Here is a 21513-nt window from a genome sequence, read left to right on the forward strand (position 1 = left end):
GTATAACAAGAATTAATCCATTGAAGTGAGTGCGTCATGGCGAGAAACGCCGTTCTTTTCTGTTTATCCTGCCTTTTTTGTGTCGCTCCGGTTTATGCGGCGACCAGCCTATTTGGTTACGATGCCTTCATTCACTGGATTGTGTTTGAGCAAGTGAGCTTGCATCGCGAGCTCGCGACGGCGGTGCAGAAGTTAAGCCAAGATGGCAGTCCTCTGGTGTTGTGGAGCTTGGTGTCGGCAAGCTTTCTATACGGCATTTTTCATGCGGCAGGGCCAGGCCATGGCAAAGCTGTGATCTCGGCGTACATGCTTGCAAGTCGAGCGCCATTGCGTCGCGGCATCGGCCTATCTTTTTTGTGTGCAGCAGTGCAAGGCTTGATGGCGGTGTTATTGATGGTCATCGTTGGGCAACTGTTTTCTCTGGCTGGCAAAGCGATGCAGATTAGTCGGTTTTTCGAATTGGCGAGTTTTGCGGCAGTCGGGTTAATTGGGGTGTGGATGTTCACGCGTTTAGTCCGTGGCAAATCGAGTTGTGGTCATGATCATTCTCACGACCACGACCACGACCACGACCACGACCACGACCACGACCACGACCACGACCACGACCACGACCACGCACAGGTCAGTATGAAAGAAGAGCAGGTTGCAGACCGACGTAGTGTGTTCGCGATGATTTTAGCGGTGGGTATTCGCCCTTGCAGTGGGGCTGTTCTGGTGTTGTTGTTTTCGATGAGCGCCGGCATTTTTCACTGGGGAATATTAGCAACACTGGCGATGTCTCTTGGTACTGCAATAACCGTTGCGGGGCTGGCTACGGTCAGCGTGATAATCCGCGACAGTAGTTTTTTAATGGGGGGCAAGCAAAGTGTCTGGCGACAAAAACTGTCCCGAGGCTTTGGTTTTTTTGCCGCTATCGTCTTGATTATTATCAGTATCTCAATGATATGGAGTTACAGCAGTAATGCAGGAAGGGTCTTCTAATGAGTGAAGAACATCACCCACACTCGGGTCACAATCATAACGATTGTATTGAAGCGGCGCTAGAAACCGCAGAACAGTTATGTACTGAACAAGGGCAGCGTTTGACCAAGGTGCGCCGCCGAGCATTAGAGTTGATATGGGAAAGCCATCGTCCTCTAGGTGCGTATCAGTTGTTGGCAAAATTGGCGGAAGAGGGATTTAACTCGGCGCCACCAACCGTTTATCGTGCGTTGGACTTTTTGTTGGCCGCCGGTTTGATTCATAAAGTCGAGTCAATGAACGCCTTTTTAGGCTGTGCCCATGCGGATAAAGTGCATAAAGGGTATTTCTTGATTTGTGATGAGTGCCACAACGTTATGGAATTTGATTATCAAGATATTCACGCCTCGCTGATAGCCAGAGCCGCAGAACAGGATTTCGAATTACGCTCAGAAACCATTGAGCTCACTGGGTTGTGTTCTGCCTGCAAAGCCGCAGGAGCCTCCGCATGAGTCAGCGTTTAGTTACCTTTGATAAAATCGGCATCGAATTTGGTGGGCGAGTCCTATTAGACAACATAGACATGACCATTAATGAAGGCGAAATTGTGACGCTTATTGGTCCGAATGGCAGCGGAAAAAGCACCTTGATTCGCACTTTATTAGGGCTGCAAGAGCCGACGCAAGGCGAAGTGATTCGAGATCAAGTGTTGCGTATTGGCTATATGCCTCAGAAGTTGCATATCGACCCAACGTTGCCGCTCACGGTTAAGCACTTTTTGGCTTTGGTGCGCAGAGTGGATAAAAAACAAATTCTACCCACGTTAGAAAAGGTGGGCATTGCTCATCTTATTCATTCTCAAGTGCATGTCTTATCTGGCGGTGAAACACAGCGTGTTTTATTGGCCCGAGCTTTATTGAATAAGCCTAATTTATTGGTCTTGGATGAGCCTGTTCAAGGGGTAGATGTGAATGGTCAGGTAGAGCTTTATAACCTGATTGAAGGCATTCGTAACGAGTTAAATTGCGGTGTGCTGATGGTGTCCCATGATCTGCATTTGGTGATGGCGAAAACCGATACTGTGGTGTGTATTAATCAGCATGTTTGTTGTTCAGGTAGCCCACAACATGTGACAGGTCATCCGGCTTACCAAGCGTTGTTTGGTATTCCAGGTGCTGATGAATCGATTGCGATTTATGCCCATCAACACGACCATGTTCATAATGAGCATGGCAGTATCTTGTCTGAAGATGACAATGCTCATTCGCATTGCTCTCATCATTAATCGTGCGGCTTTGGAGCGAACGGTAGCATGTTAGAATTTTTAATCAGAGCCTTGCTTGGTGGATTAGGCGTGGCGGCAGTGGCCGGTCCATTAGGCGCCTTTGTTGTCTGGCGTCGCATGGCGTATTTTGGCGATACATTAGCGCACTCTGCCTTGCTTGGCGTAGCGCTGGGTTTTTTATTCAATATTAATTTGAATCTGGCGATTGTGGTTTTGTGTGTTGGCTTGGCCGCGGTGCTTGTGACACTGCAAAAGAAACACATTATTGCGACCGATACCTTATTGGGGATTTTGGCGCATTCTGCGCTTTCTCTTGGCTTGGTCGCGGTGAGTTTTCTAGACAACATTCGTATCGATCTGATGGCGTATTTGTTTGGTGACCTGTTGGCGGTGAGCCAAACGGATCTTTACTGGATTTATGGCGGAGGTTTCGCGGTACTGACGTTGCTGGTGGCCTTTTGGAAACCCTTGCTGGCGGTCACGGTTAACGAAGAGTTGGCGAAGGTAGAAGGTTACCCCGTCGAAGCGATTCGTTTATTGATGATGTTGTTGGTGGCGTTAGTCATCGCCGTGGCAATGAAAATTGTAGGGGTGTTATTGATTACTTCGTTGATGATTATTCCTGCTGCGACGGCGCGTAAGTTATCGAATACACCGGTTCAGATGGCCGCCATCTCTAGCGCGATAGGCTGCTTGGCGGTGTGTGGTGGTGTGTGGTCCTCTTATCATTGGGATACACCAACAGGACCAAGCGTGGTGGTTTGTGCCGCTTTACTCTTCCTGATCGCTTACACGTCACCATTAAAGCGTCGGACGGCCTAGCGCTTGATATTCAAGCGGCCGTAGCGCGCTTTTTCCTTCCTTGTGATGACAAGACGTTGCTCTGATTACTTTTATTAGAGCAGCATTCTCCTCTTTTTTGTTGATATCTGTAATAAAGCCTTATCTAGTAACGTCATATCTAGTAACGTCTTACTGCTATGCTTAGACCAATAGGGTTTTCCCTTGTGACTTTTGTCTACTGGGTCTTTTGACTGTTTTATCATCTCGTTTTGACTGTGGGGAATGCTATGCTTGGTTTTTCAACGATTAGAGGTCGCCTGTGGGGCAGCTATCTAATTCTGTTTGTGTTGTTGCTTTCGGTGTTGTTTTTTTCGGTGACACGTTTTCAATTTTTATCTAACAATATCAAAAGTATTGTTGGTGAAAATGCCGCTCTGGTTGAATTGACCGGTGAGCTAAATGTGAATGCCGAGAGTTTGGCCAGTCGTCTTTTGATGCTCTTTGTCCTTGAAGAGAGACAAGCCCGCATCTCTATTTATAAAGAAATTGATGAACGCAATCGGATGATGGACGAGAGCCTTGCCAAGATGCAAACCTTGGTGAAATTGCCAGAAGATCAGCGCAGTGTTGAGCAGTTAAAGCAGCAGAGAGGAGTCTACCAAAAAGCCCTTCAAGCCACCGTAGAAGCGCTTGAATTGGGTGAGTTGGAAGAAGCTAAAAACCTAATGGCTGGGCAAACTCGTAATGATTTGCAAACCTTTTTAGATCAAACCTCCGTCTTTGCGGAGCGTCAGCAAAATCTTATCCAATCCAAACAGCAACAAATTTTATCAGAAACTGAATCTGGCATTATGCTGATTCTTGGGCAAGGTGTATTGGCGCTTGTCATAGGTGCGGTCATGTCTATCTTGATTACTCGCAGTATTGTAAAACCGCTTGGGCAAGTGGTGCAGTTATTGGATCGTGTTGCCAAAGGCGATTTGTCTCATGATATTTCGATTAAGCAACGAGGCGAAATCGGCTTACTAGTAGACAGTGTGGTGAGTATGCGAACCAGCCTTGCTGGGGTGATCGAAAAAATAGACAACAGTGCGCAAACCGTTGTTGGTGCAGTCAAAAATATTCGTTTAAGCATGGAAGATGTACAGCAAGGTTCCAGCCAGCAGCAAACCATGGCGAATGACATTCATGGCTCTGTCGGTGAACTCTCTGAAGGCGTAAAAGTGATGGCGGAGCACGTTGCTGTGTCTCGTAATCAAGCGGAAGCTGCTCACCACTTGGCACAGCAGGGCAAGGTAGTGATTACATCTGCAGCGCAAGATATTACCTCTGTAGCAGCCTATATTGAAGAAACATCACATTCTGTCGCCAAACTGAAAGAAAGTGCGTCCACTGTTTCTAATTTGGTGAATAGTATTCGCAATGTGGCGGAACAAACAAACTTGTTGGCATTAAACGCGTCGATTGAAGCGGCACGAGCAGGCGAGAGCGGTCGAGGTTTTGCCGTTGTCGCAGATGAAGTACGAAACCTTGCTACCAGCACCGCAGAGGTGACTGGGTCGATTGATAAAGTCATCACCGACATCAGCGCCTTGTCTATTCAGCTTTCTGACGAAATGTCTAAAGGCCAAGAGAAAATGCGTGAAGGTGTATTGCATATCGAAGAAGTGGTTATACCACTAAGTCAGCTAGAGGCGGATTCAGCGGAGTCGTTACACAGTCTTGATGAGTTGTCTTTACTGGCTCAGCAACAAGCCAATGAGGTGCAGGACATTGCGACTCATACCACGCTTATTGCGGAGGTAACACAGAGCAATGCTGAAACCTCATTACGCTTGAGTCGTTTAACCGACGAGCTGTTTGATTCAGCAGGGCAAACGAAAGAAGCCACTTCCATCTTTACCCTGCCTACTCGTTCGTAAGGTAGGGTTAGCGTTTTAGGAGCCAGTGATCTAGAGAAAGCACCCCTGCGCCGCGATACATAAGCAGTAACGCAATAGCGAGCCATGTGGCGTGGGTTGGGTAAGCATCTGGATAGATAAAGAGTTGGATAACCAAGGTCATGCCTGCTAGGCCTAATGCGGCGAAGCGTGTAAAGAAGCCTGTTAGAATTAAAATGGGCAATACATGCTCAGCTATCGCTGCCAGCAAAGCGGCAATGGCAGGAGAAAGCAACGGAAGGTTGTATTCGAACTCAAAGAGAAACAGTGTGGAATCTTTTAAATGTGGCCAGCCTAATTGAATCTGGCCACTAATAATATCGAGAGCAAAGCCTTCGATTTTGGTTTGTCCTGATTTCCAGAATACCGCCGCGATCGCAAATCTTGCGATAAAAAGCACCAGCGATTCTGGAATGCGACGAAACAAAGCATCACTTTTAGATAATATTAAAGACAACATTTTTTACCCCACAGTTTACAGTTATTCAGCTTCTAAGGGCTGATTAGCGATATTCGTAATTAATTTCCATTCTATTAACTTTGCCAGCGTAGCCCCTAGATCGAAATCATCTGAGTCTGGTAGCGCCTCTTCCAATTTTTTGTTCTGTAATAACTGCTTGAAGAAACGAGCCTCTTCATAGCTAATCACATGCAATTGGGCAATTAAGTGAGACTTTGCGAGCAGCAAATATTCGCCTTCGTTGATGGCAACCTGATTCAAGCGCAAATGCCCATCGTTACGGTGGGCTTGATAGAGTGAGCCGATAGCAAAAGGAGACGCCAGTAATTGCGAGGTTGGCGGTAAGCTTAAATACAGCGCCGAGGGATCGTCTACTTGAGCAAAGGCTTCTGCTACTTGTTCATGGTTTAGTGTGGCGTGTTCTGTGTCATGGGTGAGTGCCAATAAACTGTATTCGAGTGCGGCTAAGTCTGCAAGAAACGGCAAGCTTTGAGCGGCTTCAAATTGACGAATGAAGTCTGAAAAAAGATGACCATATTCGCTGATAATAGGGGATTCTGGTGGCGAAACGAGCAGGTACTGTTTTGCCATGGCACGAAAGAAATCATCCCCTACCAATGCCTGAGTAACTGGAAATATATCGGACAGAGCATCGATCAATGAGACCACAACATTGTTCCGGTAGACGTTCAATCGAATTTCTTTTTCTTGCATTGATAAGGCGTCTATTTCACGATAAAAGCGGGTATCTTCGCCTAATAAGGCAGCTTTAAATTCGTTGTTCATAGCGACTCTCCCGCAACGCCGTTTGGCGAATTGTGTCGGCATAGCGCGCTTCAGCAAGTAGCTCGGTCAGCGGTGGAAGGTTGCCATCGCGCTCAATCAGCGTCGGGCAAGCTTGGTTCATCATATTAAGTTGGAGGCAGGTGTATTGATATAAAGCCCAAACGTCTTGGGAGACTGGTTCATCATGACTGTCTATTTTCAATGGCAATGTGGTGTTGCTGTCTATGGTGTGACCGGCAAGGTGCATTTGCCCCACGGCATTTAGTGGGAAATCATTGAGGTAGTCGTATGGGTTGGTTCTATTGTTAAAACAAGATACTTCGACATTATTCACATCCAGTAATAAGCCGCAGCCAGTGCGTTTGGCGATTTCACGAATGAAATCCGTTTCGCTCATATCGCTGCGTGTGAACTCAAAATAAGTCGATGGGTTTTCAAGCAGAATTTGTCTTTGTAGACACTCTTGAACTTGCTCAATATGTCGGCACACACGGTCTAATGTTGGGCCATCATAAGGTACTGGTAATAAATCATTTAAGAATTGACTATGGTGCGTTGACCATGCCAAATGTTCTGAAAAAACAGCAGGTTGAAGCTCGTTAACCAGTTTGGCAACGCGCTTTAAATGTTCGATATTTAGAGGAGTTTCACCACCAATGGACAGCCCAACACCATGTACGGTGAGAGGGTAATGCTCGCGGATTTTATGCAGATAATGGCGCGCAGGTCCGCCGTTACTTAAATAGTTTTCGGCATGAATTTCAAAAAAACCTACCTCAGGTAGATCCGCTAATATGCCTTGATAATAAGCAGGCTTTAAGCTGATACCAGAGAGGGATGAAAAGGTCGAAGAGGCAAGCATTGCATCTTCGACTTTTGGTGTGAAACGAGACATGGGAATGTGAGTCCGTTTATTTAGAAAGCTTTCAATTGGCCGTGGCCAGTTGGTGATGTTTTAGAGTCCATTTCTAAACAAGTGCCAGCAGGGACGATTTTCCAAGCATTGCCTTGATAATCTGTTTTAGAAGTACCTGCACAAGAAGTGCCTGGGCCTGCTGCACAATCATTTTGGCCAGCTAATGCCACGCCGAAACATTTTTCTTTGCTGGCAGCTTGTGCTGGCACAGATACCGCAGAGATTGCAACGGCTGTACCAAGTGCTAGGGCTAGAGATGCTTTTGTGTTTTTCATTGGTGTATCCTCATTTTCTATTAATTAGTATGTCAAAGGGGTAACAAGCAATGCCTTATGCTTTGCTTGTGTTACCTATCTTTGACGAGGGCGGAAAAGGTTTTATTACATAATTTGCGGAAAAAAATGGAAAAAAATTATTTTACGTCAGGATCTTTCATATAACGTTTTGAAATAGAACGTAATTCTTCCATCTGTTGTGCAAAGCGACGGCAGGGTGGACACATGGTGGTGTGTACCCCTAGCGCGATTTTTTCTTTCGTATCGAGTGGTCGATCCAACTTTTCAGACAACAACTGAGTGGCTTGGTGGCAGCTCATCATGATGACTTCTCCGCTTGATACCAGTTATCTTCTAGACATTCTCTTAACCGTAAACGAGCACGATAAAGGGTGACATTGAGGTTGGTTACGGTTAAATCTTCGTTATGGCAAATTTCTGCGGTGTCCATTTCGAGAAATTCTCGCATCATAAAAAAGCGGCTGTATTTTTCGGGGAGGGCGTTTAGGCAGGCGTCAAATACTCGCCAGAAATGTGCGTTTTCAACACAGTGATCCGGCGTGTCCCATTTTTTAGGGCGCTCACTTTTTTGCCAATGACCGTGTTTGTTGAATAAAACTTCAATCAGCTCTTCGCCATTCACATTCGGACCATCTTCTAGTTGGCTGGCCGCGGTATGACGTTTCTCTTTGCGCAACAGGTCGATGAGTTTGTTTTTTAGAATGGAAAAGACCCATGTTTTGAGTGCCGCTTGGCGTGAAAAACGATCGATATTTTGATAGGCCGAGAGCATGGCCTCTTGCACAGCGTCTTCAGCAAGTTGTTCATCTCGGACTTGAATGCGCGCAAATTTTACCATTTGCAGTCGAAGGTCATTCATAAACTCGGCATTCATAAAGATGCTTGCAGCTTGTGTGTGTGCAGGGTTTGAAGAGATACTGGCGTTTGTCATTTAAGCCTCTACTGATGGATTATCATCATTGTAGACTGCACAATGCTTTAAATGTTCGGGTAATAGGAAAAGATTTGCTAAGAAAAGTAACAGCGCTTATCGGTTAAGCGCTGTAAATGCTTTATGGATGCTTTCTACGGTATAAGGTGGTGCGATATTACCCGCTAATTGATTGTGCTTATTAACTAATAGCAGTAACCCTTGGGAGTCTGAGTAGCCGACTTTGCTGAGTAATACGGTGGTCTTTTGGTAGGCGGAATCCGCAGGGCGAAGAACCGATTGTCCGCTGGCTTCAAAAGTGGACACCTCACCCTGGCAAATAGCATCACAAATGAGAGGTTGTACTAAGAGTCCGTACCATTGACCTTTCTTGGCATTGAGAGCCGCCGACAAGTCAGGCAGGTCTCTTGGTTCAGGCAAGAGGCTAATGTTTAGTTCTGCTTGTTCTACTTTTGATAGATGCGGTTCTTCAAAGTAATTACGGAAACTTTCACTGAGGCCACAAAGAATACCAGCGACGGCGATAAGGGTGAAAATCCAAGCAGCGGTGGAGTTGTTTTTACGTTTCATTGAGTGTCTTTCTCATGGTTATTCTGGGTCAATTGGGCGGCTTCCGCTAGGTATTCGTCTTTGAGTTTGACGTAATTTAGACCCGCATATTGGAAGTATTCGATCTCTTTTTCGCTCAATGCTCGAGCCTGTTTGACGGGCGATCCGAGGTATAAAAAGCCGGATTCCAATCGTTTACCTGGGGGGACTAAAGAGCCTGCGCCAATGATGACTTGGTCTTCGACGACGGCACCATCTAAAATGGTGGTGCCCATACCCACTAAGACTTTATTGCCTATTTGGCAGCCATGCAGCATGGCCATGTGACCTATGGTGACATCGTCGCCGATTGATAGCGGGTGACCTTCTGGTTTGTAGGCGCTGGCGTGCGTTATGTGCAGGCAGGAGTTGTCTTGAATGCTGGTTCGGGCGCCAATGCGAATATGATGCATGTCACCACGAATCGCCACTAGAGGCCACACAGAGCTGTCGTCACCTATGGTCACATCGCCAATAATGACAGCATGGTCGTCAACCCAAACACGCTCACCTAGTTGTGGCGTTTTACCACGAAACGATCTCATCACCATACAGACTCTCTTTTTAGGGTGTTTTGTGTGCAGTAAAGATGAACTATCGACATGATAGCGATAGCGTCATTGAAAAAAATCAAACACCACATATCTTATTACATATAGATTGCTTTTAATAAGGCCATAAATTCAAAGCCTAACCATTTTTATGAAACGCGATGCACAAGTGACCATGGTGGTCTTAGCGCGTTTTTTCGCATAGAAGGATAACATGATATGTCACAGTCCGTATGGGATGCGACCAGCTTACCAACCTTTTCCACGATTGATGTAACGAGCATTGAGGCGGAATTGACAGAGCGCTTGAGTAACACACAAGCCGCGATTGATGCGTGCGTGAACGAAAACAGCGATCCGACGTGGGAAAGCCTAGTACTGCCGTTGGATCAGTTGCACGACGACCTTGCTAATTTCTGGTCGCCTATCAGTCACCTTAACTCTGTTAAAAATACGCCAGAGCTGCGAGAAGTGTACAATGCTTGCTTGCCTAAACTTACCCAGTATTACACAGACTTAGGGCAAAATAAGGCCTTGTATCAAGCTTACAAAACCTTAGCAGAAAGTGATGCGGCCAAACATCTATCGCCCGCGCAAACCGAAGCCTTAGTACAAACCATTCGTGACTTTGAATTGTCCGGTGTTGGCTTAGAAGGCGACGCCAAAAAACGTTATGGTGAAATCAGTCAGCGTTTGTCTGAGCTGAGCAGTCAATTCGGTGAAAATGTCTTGGACGCCACTCAAGCGTGGAGCAAGTTAATTACGGACGAAAAAGAGTTGGCCGGTTTACCTGACTCTGCGTTAGCACAAGCTAAGCAAATGGCAGAAGCCAAAGAGAAAGAAGGCTGGTTGTTTACTTTGGATTTTCCATCTTACATGCCAGTCATGAGCTACGCGGATAACGCCGCGTTGCGTGAAGAAATGTACCGAGCTTTTGCCACCCGCGCCTCTGATCAAGGGGGAGATATCAAGTTTGATAACGCTCCTTTGATTGATGAGATTTTGGCATTGCGTCATGAAATGGCTCACATTCTGGGCTTTGATAACTACGCTGAATTGTCCGTGGCGACCAAGATGGCCGATAACGGTCAGCAGGTCATCGACTTCTTGCAAACCTTAGCGCAACAATCAAAAAGCTCAGCAGAACAAGATCTTGCCCAATTAACCGCGTTCGCAAAAGACGAAAATGGTGTCACCGAGTTGAATGCTTGGGATATGGGGTATTATGCCGAGAAGCTGCGCCAGCATAAGTACAGTATCTCTCAAGAAGAGCTGCGCCCTTACTTTCCAATGAATAAAGTCTTATCGGGACTGTTTCACGTGGCACAAACTTTGTTCGGCGTGGATATTCGAGAAGAAAAAGAATTCGATAGCTATAACAAAGACGTACAGCTCTTTACTATCAGTAAAGGTGGAGAAGACATTTCTCGCTTCTACCTAGACCCTTACTCCCGTGAAGCAAAACGTGGTGGCGCATGGATGGATTCGTGTCGGACTCGTCGTCGTTTGAGCGACAATCGTCTGCAGCTTCCTGTTGCTTACTTAGTGTGCAACTTCACTCCGCCAATTGGCGACAAACCTGCCTTACTCACACACGATGAAGTGACGACCTTGTTCCATGAATTTGGCCATGGTTTGCACCATATGTTGACGCAAGTTGATGTGTCGTCTGTGTCTGGGATTAACGGTGTCGCCTGGGATGCGGTTGAGCTACCAAGTCAATTTATGGAGAACTGGTGCTACGAACCAGAAGCCTTGGCCTATATCGCAGGGCATTTTGAAACCAATGAGCCATTACCAGACGCCTTGCTAGAAAAAATGCTGGCGGCGAAGAACTTCCAATCTGGTATGCAAATGATGCGTCAGTTGGAATTCTCATTGTTCGACTTCCGTTTGCACCGCGAATACCAAAAAGGCATTTCTGTACAATCCGTTATTGACGAAGTGCGTCGTGACGTTGCGGTAACGACACCACCAGAATTTAACCGTTTTCAGAACGGCTTCTCACATATCTTTGCGGGCGGATACGCTGCGGGTTATTACAGCTATAAATGGGCAGAAGTGTTGTCTGCAGATGCTTTCTCGAAATTCGAAGAAGACGGCATTTTCAATAAAGACACGGGTGCACGCTTCCGTGATACCATATTGGCCAATGGCGGCTCTCGCCCAGCGGCAGAATTGTTTGCTGAATTCCGTGGTCGTGAGCCAAGTACCGACGCTTTATTGAGACACAGTGGCATTGCAGCCTAGCTGTAGAAAACTGCATAACGAGCGTGGCGAATAACGAAATAGAAAAGTGGCGACGCGCTGCTTTTCTATAAGAGGCAATAGGCAATATTATGACGGTAAAACGCTTTATCGCGGGGGCTGTTTGTCCTCGTTGTAGTGAAATGGATAAAATACGCGCTTGGCGTGATGATGACGCTGAAAAACAATATCGTGAGTGTATTTCGTGTGGTTACACGGATGAGCAGTCTACGGTAATACAGGCGCAGCCAACCGAAATTCCAACGCGAGTGAATACGCCTCACAGCAGCGCGCCAGAGGCTGAAGAAGTGGTGATTAACTTTATTCCGAACCCTGGAATGACGAAGCACTGATCGTCTTTTGCTCTAACGTTTGCGTTCTAAAACGTATGTAAAAACGGAGTCGTGAATAACGACTCCGTTTTTTTATGGAAAAGGGATTCGCAGTGGTTTCTCAGTCTGCGTAGCCACTACCAATGGCATTAAATGGCATCTTCAAGCCAAGATCCGGTACTTGCAAACCAATCCAAGTAGGGAAGGTGTTGCTGTTTGGGCCTGGGAACACAGTGTATTGATTCGCCCATGGATAGCGGGCCACGGCGTCCGTGATTTGTGGGATCAAGCGCTGGGCTTTTTCGCCTTGTATCGACAATACCTTTTCTGGCTTCGCACCATACCAATAGCGATCGGGTGTTTTTGTCTGATATTCATGGAGCGCAGGCAAGCCTCTTTTTACACGCCAGCCAACCACTTCGTAGACATTATATTCTTTGGCGTTTTGTGGCTTAGTCGCGATCCAAGTGTGTACCGCAAACCAACCTCGCCAACTGAACGCATCCGCCGCATAGACTTCAATAACCGCTTCTTGATCTGTCTCTGGGTTGGGCGCTATACCTGCCGGCTCACGACTTGCCGTTTGCCAATCATTGTTAGAACAAGCGCTGATTAGCACGGTTAGTAATACGATTCCAATGTGTTTTAGCACCTTCTCATTCCTTGTTTGTTTTTGGGTAGTATCGCGTGTTGCTTACTCAGAGTACAAGTGTCTGTATTAGTGCCCGAAATGATCATTTTTTTGTATGTTCGATCAGACTAATGCACGTGATAAAAGCAAAAATACCGCTCGCCATCCGTGACGCGATCGACTGGTATCGGTCAATTAAAGAGGATTTATCCTTCAAATCGCAAAATTTGGGAAGAAAACGCCCACAAATGGTTCATTTATGGGACGTGATGTTTTAAGGTGCCCCACTTAAAAAATTTGATGGATTTTTTCCCATGACTTCAAATACGACCCCGTCCTTGTTTCAACGCTACATGAAAGGCAGCTTAGTCCTGCAAATTATCATTGGTGTGCTGTGTGGTATTGCACTAGCGTATGCGTTACCCAGTGCCGCTCAGTCTGCTGGTTTACTCGGTGGATTCTTTGTCAAAGCGCTGAAAGCCATTGCGCCTGTGTTGGTGTTTATTTTGGTGATGGCCTCGATTGCCAACCACAAACAAAATGAACAAACCTTTATCCGTCCGGTACTGGTTTTGTATGGTGTTGGTACATTGATTGCGGCGTTTGTTGCTGTGTTGTTTAGTTATGCCTTCCCTACTCAGTTGGATCTAGTCACCGCGGATTTGAGCCGTTCTGCCCCTCAAGGTATTGCTGAAGTACTGCATACTTTGTTTTTTAATATGGTTGATAACCCAGTGAATGCGTTGGTGAAAGGCAACTATATTGGCATTTTAACGTGGGCTGTTTGTTTTGGTATCGGTTTACGTCATGCGTCTGATGCGACCAAAGATCTGTTGCAGAACCTAGCCGACAGCGTCACCACAGTGGTGGGCTTTGTGATTCGCTTAGCACCATTTGGTGTGTTTGGTCTGGTCGCGAATACGATTGCCACAACGGGCTTTAGTGCCTTGTTAGGTTACTCACATTTGTTGCTAGTATTGATCGGCTCTATGCTGTTTATTGCCCTAGTGACTAACCCGATTTTAGTATTTTTGAGCACGCGTCAAAACCCTTATCCTTTGGTGTTTCAATGTTTAAAAGAAAGTGGTGTGACCGCTTTTTTCACCCGCAGTTCAGCAGCCAACATTCCGGTAAACATGGATTTGTGTAAACGCTTAAAACTAGATGAAGACACCTATTCTGTGTCGATTCCTCTGGGTGCGACCATCAATATGGCAGGCGCGGCGATTACGATTACGGTATTAACCTTAGCCGCCGTGAATACATTAGGCATTCCAGTTGATTTCGCTACTGCGATTCTATTGAGCTTTATCGCGGCTGTGTCCGCCTGCGGTAGTTCTGGTGTAGCGGGTGGGTCGTTATTGCTGATTCCTTTGGCTTGTAGCTTATTTAACATTCCTAATGATGTGGCAATGCAGGTTGTGGCCGTCGGCTTTATTATTGGTGTCTTGCAGGATTCTGCAGAAACCGCACTTAATAGTTCGACCGACGTATTGTTTACAGCAGCGGCATGCCGTGCGGCACAACGCTAATCTCATCTCTTGATGTCGTGAGTCAGAAAGCCGCGCAGTGTCGCGGCTTTCTTCGTTTTAGGGAAGGTGATTAGGCGTGTGTTTTCTTGAGCGGTTGTGAGATCAGTAGCTTACCTATTTCTTCGGCGAGGACTGGGCGTGAGTAGAGCCAGCCTTGGCCGATCGCATTGGGGCTTCGCTCCAGAATATAATCCTCTTCACGTTGCTCTTCTATGCCTTCAAACACCACGTGCATTTTCAGGTTTTCAATAAGTTGGAAAATGCCATTGAGCATGTTTTGATTGATGGAGTCGGTGCCGATGGCTTGAGTAAACATCTTGTCTATTTTGATCTCGTCTGCTTCCAGTGCGCTCAACCAAGAGAGGTTGGAGTAGCCTGTACCGAAATCATCCAATGAAACTTGATAGCCCTTTTTGACGAACTGTTTTGTCGTGTTCGACATGGCGTCTTGGTCGGCAGCAGAGCGTTCGGTAATTTCAAAAATGAGCTGTTCTGGTCGAATGCCATGCTGCTGTACTAGGTCATCAATAAATAACAAGAATTGAGAGTCTGTTAAATCTTGAATCGATAAATTAATACTGACAAAGAAGGCTTTATTGTTCACCAAATAGTCGCGCATGTCAGAGAGCGTTTTTGACACAATCAGCTTAGTCAGTTCTTTAATCTGATTATTTTGCTCGGCTAAGGCGATAAATACATCAGGGGAGACATAGCCATATTCCTCATCATTCCAACGGGCTAATGCTTCGACACCGATTATCATTCCTGATTGTAACTGTATTTTGGGTTGGTATTGAACGTGCAATAGTTTCTTATCAATAGCCTGTTTGAGTCGTGCACCAAGAGAATTTTTTCGCAGACGTGCAAAGGACAATAACAGGGAAAGAATGCCACCAAATAAAAAACCGATGACGATAATAATAGCATGGTAGGTGTTTGAAATACCGAATATCCCTAATTGAGAATCCGTCGCTGTGGTGCAAATAACGGTACTGCCTTGCGTGCAAAGCTGAGTTTGTATTTGACGTCCTTTGACAGGCAACCAGAAAAAAGGATCTTCTTTCTTTTTCAGTAATTCAATGGCTTGTTGTTTAGTGAGGTCGCCAAAAGTTTTATAAATGTAATCGCTGTGCTTAGTCGTCAAAACTGCGGCAATAAACTCAGGGTTATGGGGTAAGTTTTTAAAAACATAATGAGAGACGAACGCAATACTATTGCGACGCGCGATGGCATTACTGGTGATGCCTTCTGTCGGAATGTCTTTCAATCTTTTCCAAAATTGATAACCATCTGGCGTGAGTTCACTAAAGTGTGGCAGTTTCTTTTGCTCTGCTAAGAGTCCCCAGCCAGCCGTGCATTCTATTGCGCCGTTTTTGATTCGGCCTATGTCATGAATAAAGTCGTAGTTCCACAGACTTTCACGAAGATACTCAATGTCTTCTGGTGAACATTGTTCAAACTGAGATTGTTGAGCAAATTTTAATGAAAGGCGACTTTCTTTATTGGCCTGTAGTCCGCGATTTAGGATTGCCTCAGAGTACCCCCGTAGAAACTCACGCTCATGTTTTATAATAACCACATGAACCACACTGATGGCGATCACTGTCCCTAATAATCCTGATAGTAATGCCATCCAGTGCATTTTTTTAGGCAAAGAAAAAAAGCTAGAAGCGGTAGGCTGAAAAGCGCTGTGCATTAGATATAGGGCTCTATTTAGAAGGGTTAATATGGAGCAGGGGCTCAGGAAGCGCGCATAATATAGAAAACACTCATGATAATTGTGCGTTGTTTGTGTAAATATGAAGCTTTTTGTTAACAGAGTTGTTTATTATTATTTCGTCATTCTTTATTACACATTAATGCGATACTTCTGTCTTTTTTGTCCTCTTTTTATCCTAATTAATCGCCACTATGATGGACTTTTGCTGATGATTTTAACGTTCGTGCGGGATGTTGTTTTGATCAGTAATAAAATATGCACTAAGTATTAATACGTAGTGGCTCATGTTTTTTTGCGTATTCATACGAATAGCTTACAAATCCCCAGTGAGTGATTATCCTGTCTGCTTGATCCCGTTTTAAAAATAATAAACAACAGGACACAAAGATGAACTCTTTAAAAATAACGACATTAGTGGCTGCTGCGGCAGTGACTATGACTACTTTCTCCATGTCTTCTACTGCTGCTGACAGAGTATATAAACTGAAGATGGCAGAAACATGGACAACAAACTTCCCTATCTTTGGCGATGCGCCACGTAATATGGCTCGCATTGCAGACGAAATGTCTAACGGTCGTCTAAAAATCACCATCGACTCTGCGAACAAACACAAAGCGCCTTTTGGCATCTTTGATATGGTTCGTTCTGGGCAATACGATATCGGCCACTCAGCGTCTTATTACTGGAAAGGTAAAGTAGCCAACACACTGTATTTCACGACTATGCCATTTGGTATGACCGCCCCTGAGCAATATGGCTGGTTCTACGAAGGTGACGGCATGAAGTTAATGGAAAAGGTTTATAAGCCATTTGGCCTATTGTCTTTCCCAGGTGGTAATACCGGCATGCAAATGGGTGGTTGGTTTAAAAAAGAAATCAACACTGTGGATGACCTGAAAGGTCTGAAAATGCGTATTCCAGGGTTTGCTGGTGAAGTGCTTGCGAAACTGGGCGCGAAGCCAACGAACATTCCACCAGGTGAGCTATACACAGCACTAGAGCGTAATACCATAGACGCACTAGAGTGGGTTGGTCCTTCTCTTGATTTGCGTATGGGTTTCCACAAAATCGCACCTTACTACTACACAGGTTGGCATGAGCCAGCGACTGAGTTGCAGTTCTTAGTGAATGAGCGTACTTGGAAGCGTTTACCAGATGACCTGCGTGAAATCCTTCGTGTTTCTATGAAACTGTCTGCTTATGACATGTACATTCAGTCTTACCATGAAAGTGGTGTGAACTGGGCGACGATGAAAACAGACTTCCCAAATATTCAGGTTAAAACCTTCCCTACTCCTGTGCTAAAAGCCATGAAAAAAGCTAACGACGAATTGTTGGCAGAAGCGGCCGCGAAAGACCCTCTTACTAAAGAGATTCTAGACTCGCAAAAAGAGTACATGAAAACGGCCCGTGTTTGGACGAACATCTCTGATCGTGCTTACCTTGAAAGTTTAGACAGTATCTCTGAATAACCCTCTACGACGCACGACGAGCCAATCTCGTTGTGCGTCTTTTCTAGGAGTTTTGCATGTTTTTAACAAACCTAGAGAGAGGAATCACTCGTTTCTCTAATCTGCTTGGTAGTATTTCAACTATCTTGCTAATCGCGTTGTTGTGTAATGTCTTTTACGACGTCTTATTGCGCTATGCCTTCAATGATGTGTCGATTGCGATGCAAGAGCTTGAGTGGCACCTGTACTCAGCGATTTTCTTATTAGGCATCCCTTACGGTATCCAACATGGCGGTCATGTCCGTGTTGATTTGATTTATGAAAATTTGTCCATCAAGAAGCGTGCTTGGATCGATTTATTTGGCTGTGCCTTTTTCATGCTGCCGTTTACGTTATTGGTTGGCTATTACGGTATTGGTCACGCACAAGAAGCGTTTGCTTTAGGTGAAGGCAGTGGTGACCCAGGTGGTCTACCGTATCGCTGGATTATCAAAGCCGTAATTCCATTTGCTTTTTTCTCCATGGCCATCAGTGGCGTGGGTATGATGATTCGTTCTATTAATGCCATTCGCGGTATCAGCGAAGATGGCTTTAAGAACCCACCGATTCAACACTAAGCGCACTTCCAGCTCATTGCATATAGGTCATTTATGATTGGAATTATTATGTTTTTCGTTGCCTTAGCTATGTTGATGCTAGGGTTCCCCGTCGCTTTTACGTTTGGCGGTATTGCACTGATCTTTGGCGTCTTTGCCGAAGGTTTCGACATGTTTGCTTTTATGCCTTTTAGGATTCAAAGCTACATGGAAAACACCACCATGATGGCGGTGCCTCTGTTTGTTTTCATGGGGATTGTGTTACAGAAAACACAGCTTGCTGAGCAGTTGCTGGAAGCAATGGGCAAGTTGTTTGGCCGCGTACGTGGCGGCTTGGCGATTTCTACTATTTTGGTCGGTGCGCTGTTGGCGGCTTCGACGGGTGTGGTTGGTGCCAGCGTAGTGGCGATGGGACTCATCTCCCTCCCTGTTATGCTGAAGTACAAGTACAATAAATCCCTTGCCTGCGGCACCATTTGTGCCTCTGGTACGCTTGGACAGATCATTCCTCCATCGATCATTTTGATCATTCTTGGCGATGTATTGGGGATTCCTGTTGGCGACTTGTTCCACTCTGCGATCCTGCCTGGCATGGTGTTGATCGGTTGTTACATTGTTTATATTTTGATTCTGACCTTCCTAAAACCGGAATTAGCTCCGGCGTTACCTGAAGATCTAGATGATGAAACTCGCGCGCAGCAAATCATCAGCGCGCTTAAAGCCATCATTCCGCCATTGGCATTGGTATTGGTGGTATTGGGTTCTATTTTCACCGGGATTGCGACACCAACAGAGTCTTCTGCATTGGGTGGCGTTGGCGCGATTGTTCTGGCGTTGTTGTACCGTAAGTTTAACTGGAAAATGCTGTATTCAAGCAGTATGGAAACAGTGAAAGTTACCGCCATGGTATTCGCTATCTTGATGGGCGCAACCGCCTTCTCTATGGCCTTTAGTTACACCGGTGGTGATCAAATAGTTGAAGAAGTGTTATTGAATCTACCAGGCGAAAAATGGGGGTTCATCATTTTAGCCATGGTTGCCATTATGATTCTGGGCTTCTTTATCGATTTCGTCGAAATTGCGTTCATTATTGTGCCAATCTTGGCGCCTGTTGCTGAGGCATTGGGCATCAATATGGTGTGGTTTGCGATTCTGATTGCGATGAACTTGCAGACGTCTTTCTTAACACCTCCCTTTGGTTTTAGTTTATTCTATCTCAAAGGGGTCGCCCCAAGTTCAATCAAGACGACGGATATTTATAAAGGGGTCATGCCTTTTATCCTGATCCAAGTATTGGTGCTTGCAAGCCTTATGATCTTCCCTGAATGGTATGGCATGAGCTAAATCAAAGGGTAATATCACGAAAAGCGGGGGTGCTTCAGACGATGGTACCGCCGCTTTTTTGTTTCTGCGGCCTTCGCATTATTTAATCAGTTGTTATCCAATCATCATAAGCAGGCCTTCGTGTGGGACTAAAAATAAAAATCATTCTGCTGGCGGTTGTTCCTCTGGTGGTTTCCACCGTTATTATTATTTATTTGAATCAACAATCGGCACGAGATTTAGCCGCCGATGAACTCTCTATTTATGAATTCAATTTAATCCACGCGAAAAAAGAAGCGTTAAAAAGTCATATAGAAATCGCCATGAGCGCCATTCGTCCAGTATTAGAAGATGAAACGATGGACGATGACGAAGCGCAAGATATAGTGAAATCCATTTTAAATGGATTACGTTATAGCGACGATGGTTACTTCTTTGTGTACGACAGTAGTGGTGTGAATCTTGTGCATCCTACCCAGCCGAATTTAGTGGGTGAAAATCTTTGGTTATTTAAAGACACCTCCGGTAATTATTTAATTCAGCATTTAATGGCCGTCGCAAAGACGGGCGGAGGGTTTCACCGTTATATTTGGGAGAAGCCGCCATTAATGCAGCAAGAAGAAAAGATTGGCTACGCGATCATGATCGATCGTTGGCATTGGATGTTGGGCACAGGTTTGTATTTGGGCGACGTTTACCAAGAACTTGCCAAAGCCAAAGCGACAATGAATGCCAATATCCGCCGTAGCTTCTTTCTGGTGAGTGTGGTTGCCAGTATCACCCTGGTATTTGTTATCTTGTTAGGGCTGGCGATTAATCTGCATGAGCACAAGTTAGCAGACTCTAAACTAAAAGCATTGGTGCAGCGTTTCATGCGTTTACAGGTGTTGGAAAAACGGCGCCTTTCTCGTGAATTGCACGATGGCATTAATCAGATGTTGGTATCTTGTAAGTTTCGCATCGAGCTGGCCTGTACTAAATTACAGCGCAACGACGACAAAGACGTGGTGGAAGCGGAATTGATCAAAGCCGAAGGGCTGATTAACCAAACGATTAGCGACATCCGCCAAGTATCCCATGATTTACGTCCGACCGTGCTTGATGATCTTGGTTTAAACACCGGTCTAAAAGGCCTGATCGACCAGTTTCAAGAAAGAACCAATATTAAGGTCAAGTACAGCTTTAAAGTGACGGCAGAGCTGCCGGACGAAATTGAAATTACCCTGTACCGTTTTGCACAAGAAGCGTTAACCAATATTGAAAAACATTCCCAAGCGAGCAATGTCATATTGCAAGTTTGGCAGTCCCATCGACGGGTGATTTTTGAGTGTTTGGATGACGGTCGAGGTTGCTCTCATCAATCGACGTTAACGCCCGGGATTGGGCTGATTAATATGAGAGAACGTATTGAGCTCGTTGGTGGCGATTTTGTCTTTCAATCTCAGAAAGAGAAAGGCACAAAAGTCAGTGCTATCCTGTCGATAGCGTCGCCTATAATCGATTAATATCTAACAAGAAGAGAGAACGGAATGACAACGGAGCCATCGAAAATACGTGTACTTCTGGTGGATGATCACATGTTGGTATTGGATGGCCTTCAAGCACGGTTAGAAATGGAAGCAAACATTGAAGTGATTGGCACAGCATCAAATGGCCTTGAGGCCTTAGAAAAAGCGCAACAGCTACAACCAGATTTAGTCTTGATGGATGTGTCTATGCCTATTTTAAATGGACTAGAAGCCACCAAGCGTTTTCGTAGTGAACAAGCCAACATTAAAATTCTCATGCTCAGTATGCACAATGATAAAGAGTATATTTTGTCGCTGATCCAATCTGGCGCCAATGGTTATGTGCTTAAAGATGTGTCATCCGAAGAGCTGGTTCAAGCCATTAATATGGTTTATCAAGGTGGAACCTACTTCAGCTCAAAAGCGTCAGATGCGTTATTTGGACAAGCAGCAAAGACGGCATTGGAAGAAGAGGCGTTATCCCCCAGAGAAAGTGCCGTGCTGGTGGAAGTGGCCAGTGGCTTTTCTAATAAAGAGATTGCCGTCCGCCTGAATATTAGTGTACGAACGGTGGAAACGCATCGCCAGAACATCAAACGCAAGCTGGACATCCATTCCTCTGCTGGCTTGGTGAAATACGCGATTGAGCATAATTTAATTAATTAATCTTTGC

General features: G+C 45.4%; 23 protein-coding genes. 13 read left to right on the plus strand and 10 right to left on the minus strand.

What is annotated here, in order from left to right; translation table 11 throughout:
- Positions 1 to 36: 36 nt before the first annotated feature.
- From E0D71_RS05790 to E0D71_RS05810, 5 genes are all read left to right on the plus strand, one after another.
- Entirely contained in the window at positions 37 to 984 is a 948-nt protein-coding gene (locus tag E0D71_RS05790) for a nickel transporter (protein WP_133002369.1), read from the plus strand.
- Positions 984 to 1475, plus strand: a complete 492-nt coding sequence (locus E0D71_RS05795) for a Fur family transcriptional regulator (protein WP_133002370.1) — start codon at positions 984 to 986, stop codon at positions 1473 to 1475. Before E0D71_RS05790 ends, E0D71_RS05795 begins: the two co-directional genes overlap by 1 nt.
- Complete coding sequence (gene znuC / locus E0D71_RS05800; protein WP_133002371.1) at positions 1472 to 2248, plus strand: zinc ABC transporter ATP-binding protein ZnuC; 777 nt, start codon at positions 1472 to 1474, stop codon at positions 2246 to 2248. The genes E0D71_RS05795 and znuC overlap by 4 nt, the downstream gene beginning before the upstream one ends.
- A 27-nt stretch (positions 2249 to 2275) precedes the next feature.
- Positions 2276 to 3070, plus strand: coding sequence for a zinc ABC transporter permease subunit ZnuB (gene znuB, locus E0D71_RS05805; protein WP_133002372.1), 795 nt, complete (start codon positions 2276 to 2278; stop codon positions 3068 to 3070).
- Positions 3071 to 3318: 248 nt separating this feature from the next.
- On the plus strand, positions 3319 to 4953 hold the full coding sequence (locus E0D71_RS05810) for a methyl-accepting chemotaxis protein (RefSeq protein WP_133002373.1): 1635 nt from the start codon (positions 3319 to 3321) through the stop codon (positions 4951 to 4953).
- 7 nt (positions 4954 to 4960) lie between these two features.
- Here the strand turns inward: E0D71_RS05810 and E0D71_RS05815 are convergent, their stop codons facing one another.
- The 8 genes from E0D71_RS05815 to E0D71_RS05850 form a co-directional block, all read right to left on the minus strand.
- Positions 4961 to 5431: a DoxX family protein gene (locus E0D71_RS05815; protein ID WP_133002374.1), complete on the minus strand. Its 471-nt coding sequence runs from the start codon at positions 5429 to 5431 to the stop codon at positions 4961 to 4963.
- Positions 5432 to 5452: 21 nt separating this feature from the next.
- Entirely contained in the window at positions 5453 to 6217 is a 765-nt protein-coding gene (locus E0D71_RS05820; RefSeq protein WP_165942957.1) for a DNA-binding domain-containing protein, read from the minus strand.
- Positions 6201 to 7112 (minus strand): DUF692 domain-containing protein, encoded by a 912-nt coding sequence (locus E0D71_RS05825; RefSeq protein ID WP_207923339.1) that lies wholly within the window; start codon positions 7110 to 7112, stop codon positions 6201 to 6203. The genes E0D71_RS05820 and E0D71_RS05825 overlap by 17 nt, the downstream gene beginning before the upstream one ends.
- A 20-nt stretch (positions 7113 to 7132) precedes the next feature.
- Positions 7133 to 7408 (minus strand): DUF2282 domain-containing protein, encoded by a 276-nt coding sequence (locus E0D71_RS05830; protein WP_133002376.1) that lies wholly within the window; start codon positions 7406 to 7408, stop codon positions 7133 to 7135.
- A gap of 137 nt (positions 7409 to 7545) precedes the next feature.
- Positions 7546 to 7731 (minus strand): zf-HC2 domain-containing protein, encoded by a 186-nt coding sequence (locus E0D71_RS05835; protein ID WP_133002377.1) that lies wholly within the window; start codon positions 7729 to 7731, stop codon positions 7546 to 7548.
- On the minus strand, positions 7728 to 8360 hold the full coding sequence (locus E0D71_RS05840; protein ID WP_133002378.1) for an RNA polymerase factor sigma-70: 633 nt from the start codon (positions 8358 to 8360) through the stop codon (positions 7728 to 7730). The genes E0D71_RS05835 and E0D71_RS05840 overlap by 4 nt, the downstream gene beginning before the upstream one ends.
- 96 nt (positions 8361 to 8456) lie before the next feature.
- Complete coding sequence (locus E0D71_RS05845; protein ID WP_133002379.1) at positions 8457 to 8930, minus strand: hypothetical protein; 474 nt, start codon at positions 8928 to 8930, stop codon at positions 8457 to 8459.
- On the minus strand, positions 8927 to 9499 hold the full coding sequence (locus tag E0D71_RS05850; protein WP_133002380.1) for a gamma carbonic anhydrase family protein: 573 nt from the start codon (positions 9497 to 9499) through the stop codon (positions 8927 to 8929). Before E0D71_RS05850 ends, E0D71_RS05845 begins: the two co-directional genes overlap by 4 nt.
- A 219-nt stretch (positions 9500 to 9718) precedes the next feature.
- Here E0D71_RS05850 and prlC point away from each other — a divergent pair, with 219 nt between their 5' ends.
- Both prlC and E0D71_RS05860 read left to right on the plus strand, forming a co-directional pair.
- Entirely contained in the window at positions 9719 to 11749 is a 2031-nt protein-coding gene (prlC, locus tag E0D71_RS05855) for an oligopeptidase A (RefSeq protein WP_133002381.1), read from the plus strand.
- Between the two features lie 89 nt (positions 11750 to 11838).
- A complete protein-coding gene (locus E0D71_RS05860; protein WP_133002382.1) occupies positions 11839 to 12099 on the plus strand; it encodes a YheV family putative zinc ribbon protein in 261 nt (86 codons plus the stop codon).
- Positions 12100 to 12199: 100 nt separating this feature from the next.
- On the opposite strand, the gene E0D71_RS05865 is transcribed toward E0D71_RS05860, so the two are convergent.
- Positions 12200 to 12730 (minus strand): DUF3750 domain-containing protein, encoded by a 531-nt coding sequence (locus E0D71_RS05865; protein ID WP_133002383.1) that lies wholly within the window; start codon positions 12728 to 12730, stop codon positions 12200 to 12202.
- 293 nt (positions 12731 to 13023) lie between these two features.
- On the opposite strand from E0D71_RS05865, the gene sstT reads away from it, so the two are divergent.
- A complete protein-coding gene (gene sstT, locus E0D71_RS05870) occupies positions 13024 to 14241 on the plus strand; it encodes a serine/threonine transporter SstT (protein WP_133002384.1) in 1218 nt (405 codons plus the stop codon).
- A gap of 70 nt (positions 14242 to 14311) precedes the next feature.
- Here sstT and E0D71_RS05875 read toward each other — a convergent pair whose 3' ends face one another.
- Positions 14312 to 15937 (minus strand): EAL domain-containing protein, encoded by a 1626-nt coding sequence (locus tag E0D71_RS05875; protein WP_133002385.1) that lies wholly within the window; start codon positions 15935 to 15937, stop codon positions 14312 to 14314.
- Positions 15938 to 16348: 411 nt separating this feature from the next.
- Here E0D71_RS05875 and E0D71_RS05880 point away from each other — a divergent pair, with 411 nt between their 5' ends.
- The 5 genes from E0D71_RS05880 (at position 16349) to E0D71_RS05900 (ending at position 21506) form a co-directional block, all read left to right on the plus strand.
- Positions 16349 to 17434, plus strand: coding sequence for a TRAP transporter substrate-binding protein (locus E0D71_RS05880; RefSeq protein ID WP_133002386.1), 1086 nt, complete (start codon positions 16349 to 16351; stop codon positions 17432 to 17434).
- Positions 17435 to 17490: 56 nt separating this feature from the next.
- Entirely contained in the window at positions 17491 to 18030 is a 540-nt protein-coding gene (locus tag E0D71_RS05885; RefSeq protein WP_133002387.1) for a TRAP transporter small permease subunit, read from the plus strand.
- A 33-nt stretch (positions 18031 to 18063) separates the two neighbouring features.
- Positions 18064 to 19353, plus strand: a complete 1290-nt coding sequence (locus E0D71_RS05890) for a TRAP transporter large permease subunit (RefSeq protein ID WP_133002388.1) — start codon at positions 18064 to 18066, stop codon at positions 19351 to 19353.
- Positions 19354 to 19475: 122 nt separating this feature from the next.
- Positions 19476 to 20837 (plus strand): cache domain-containing protein, encoded by a 1362-nt coding sequence (locus E0D71_RS05895; protein WP_133002389.1) that lies wholly within the window; start codon positions 19476 to 19478, stop codon positions 20835 to 20837.
- 24 nt (positions 20838 to 20861) lie between these two features.
- Positions 20862 to 21506, plus strand: a complete 645-nt coding sequence (locus E0D71_RS05900; RefSeq protein ID WP_133002390.1) for a response regulator transcription factor — start codon at positions 20862 to 20864, stop codon at positions 21504 to 21506.
- Positions 21507 to 21513 lie beyond the last annotated feature (7 nt).

The sequence above is a fragment of the Marinomonas sp. KMM3893 genome (assembly GCF_004352855.1).
GTDB lineage: Bacteria > Pseudomonadota > Gammaproteobacteria > Pseudomonadales > Marinomonadaceae > Marinomonas > Marinomonas arenicola.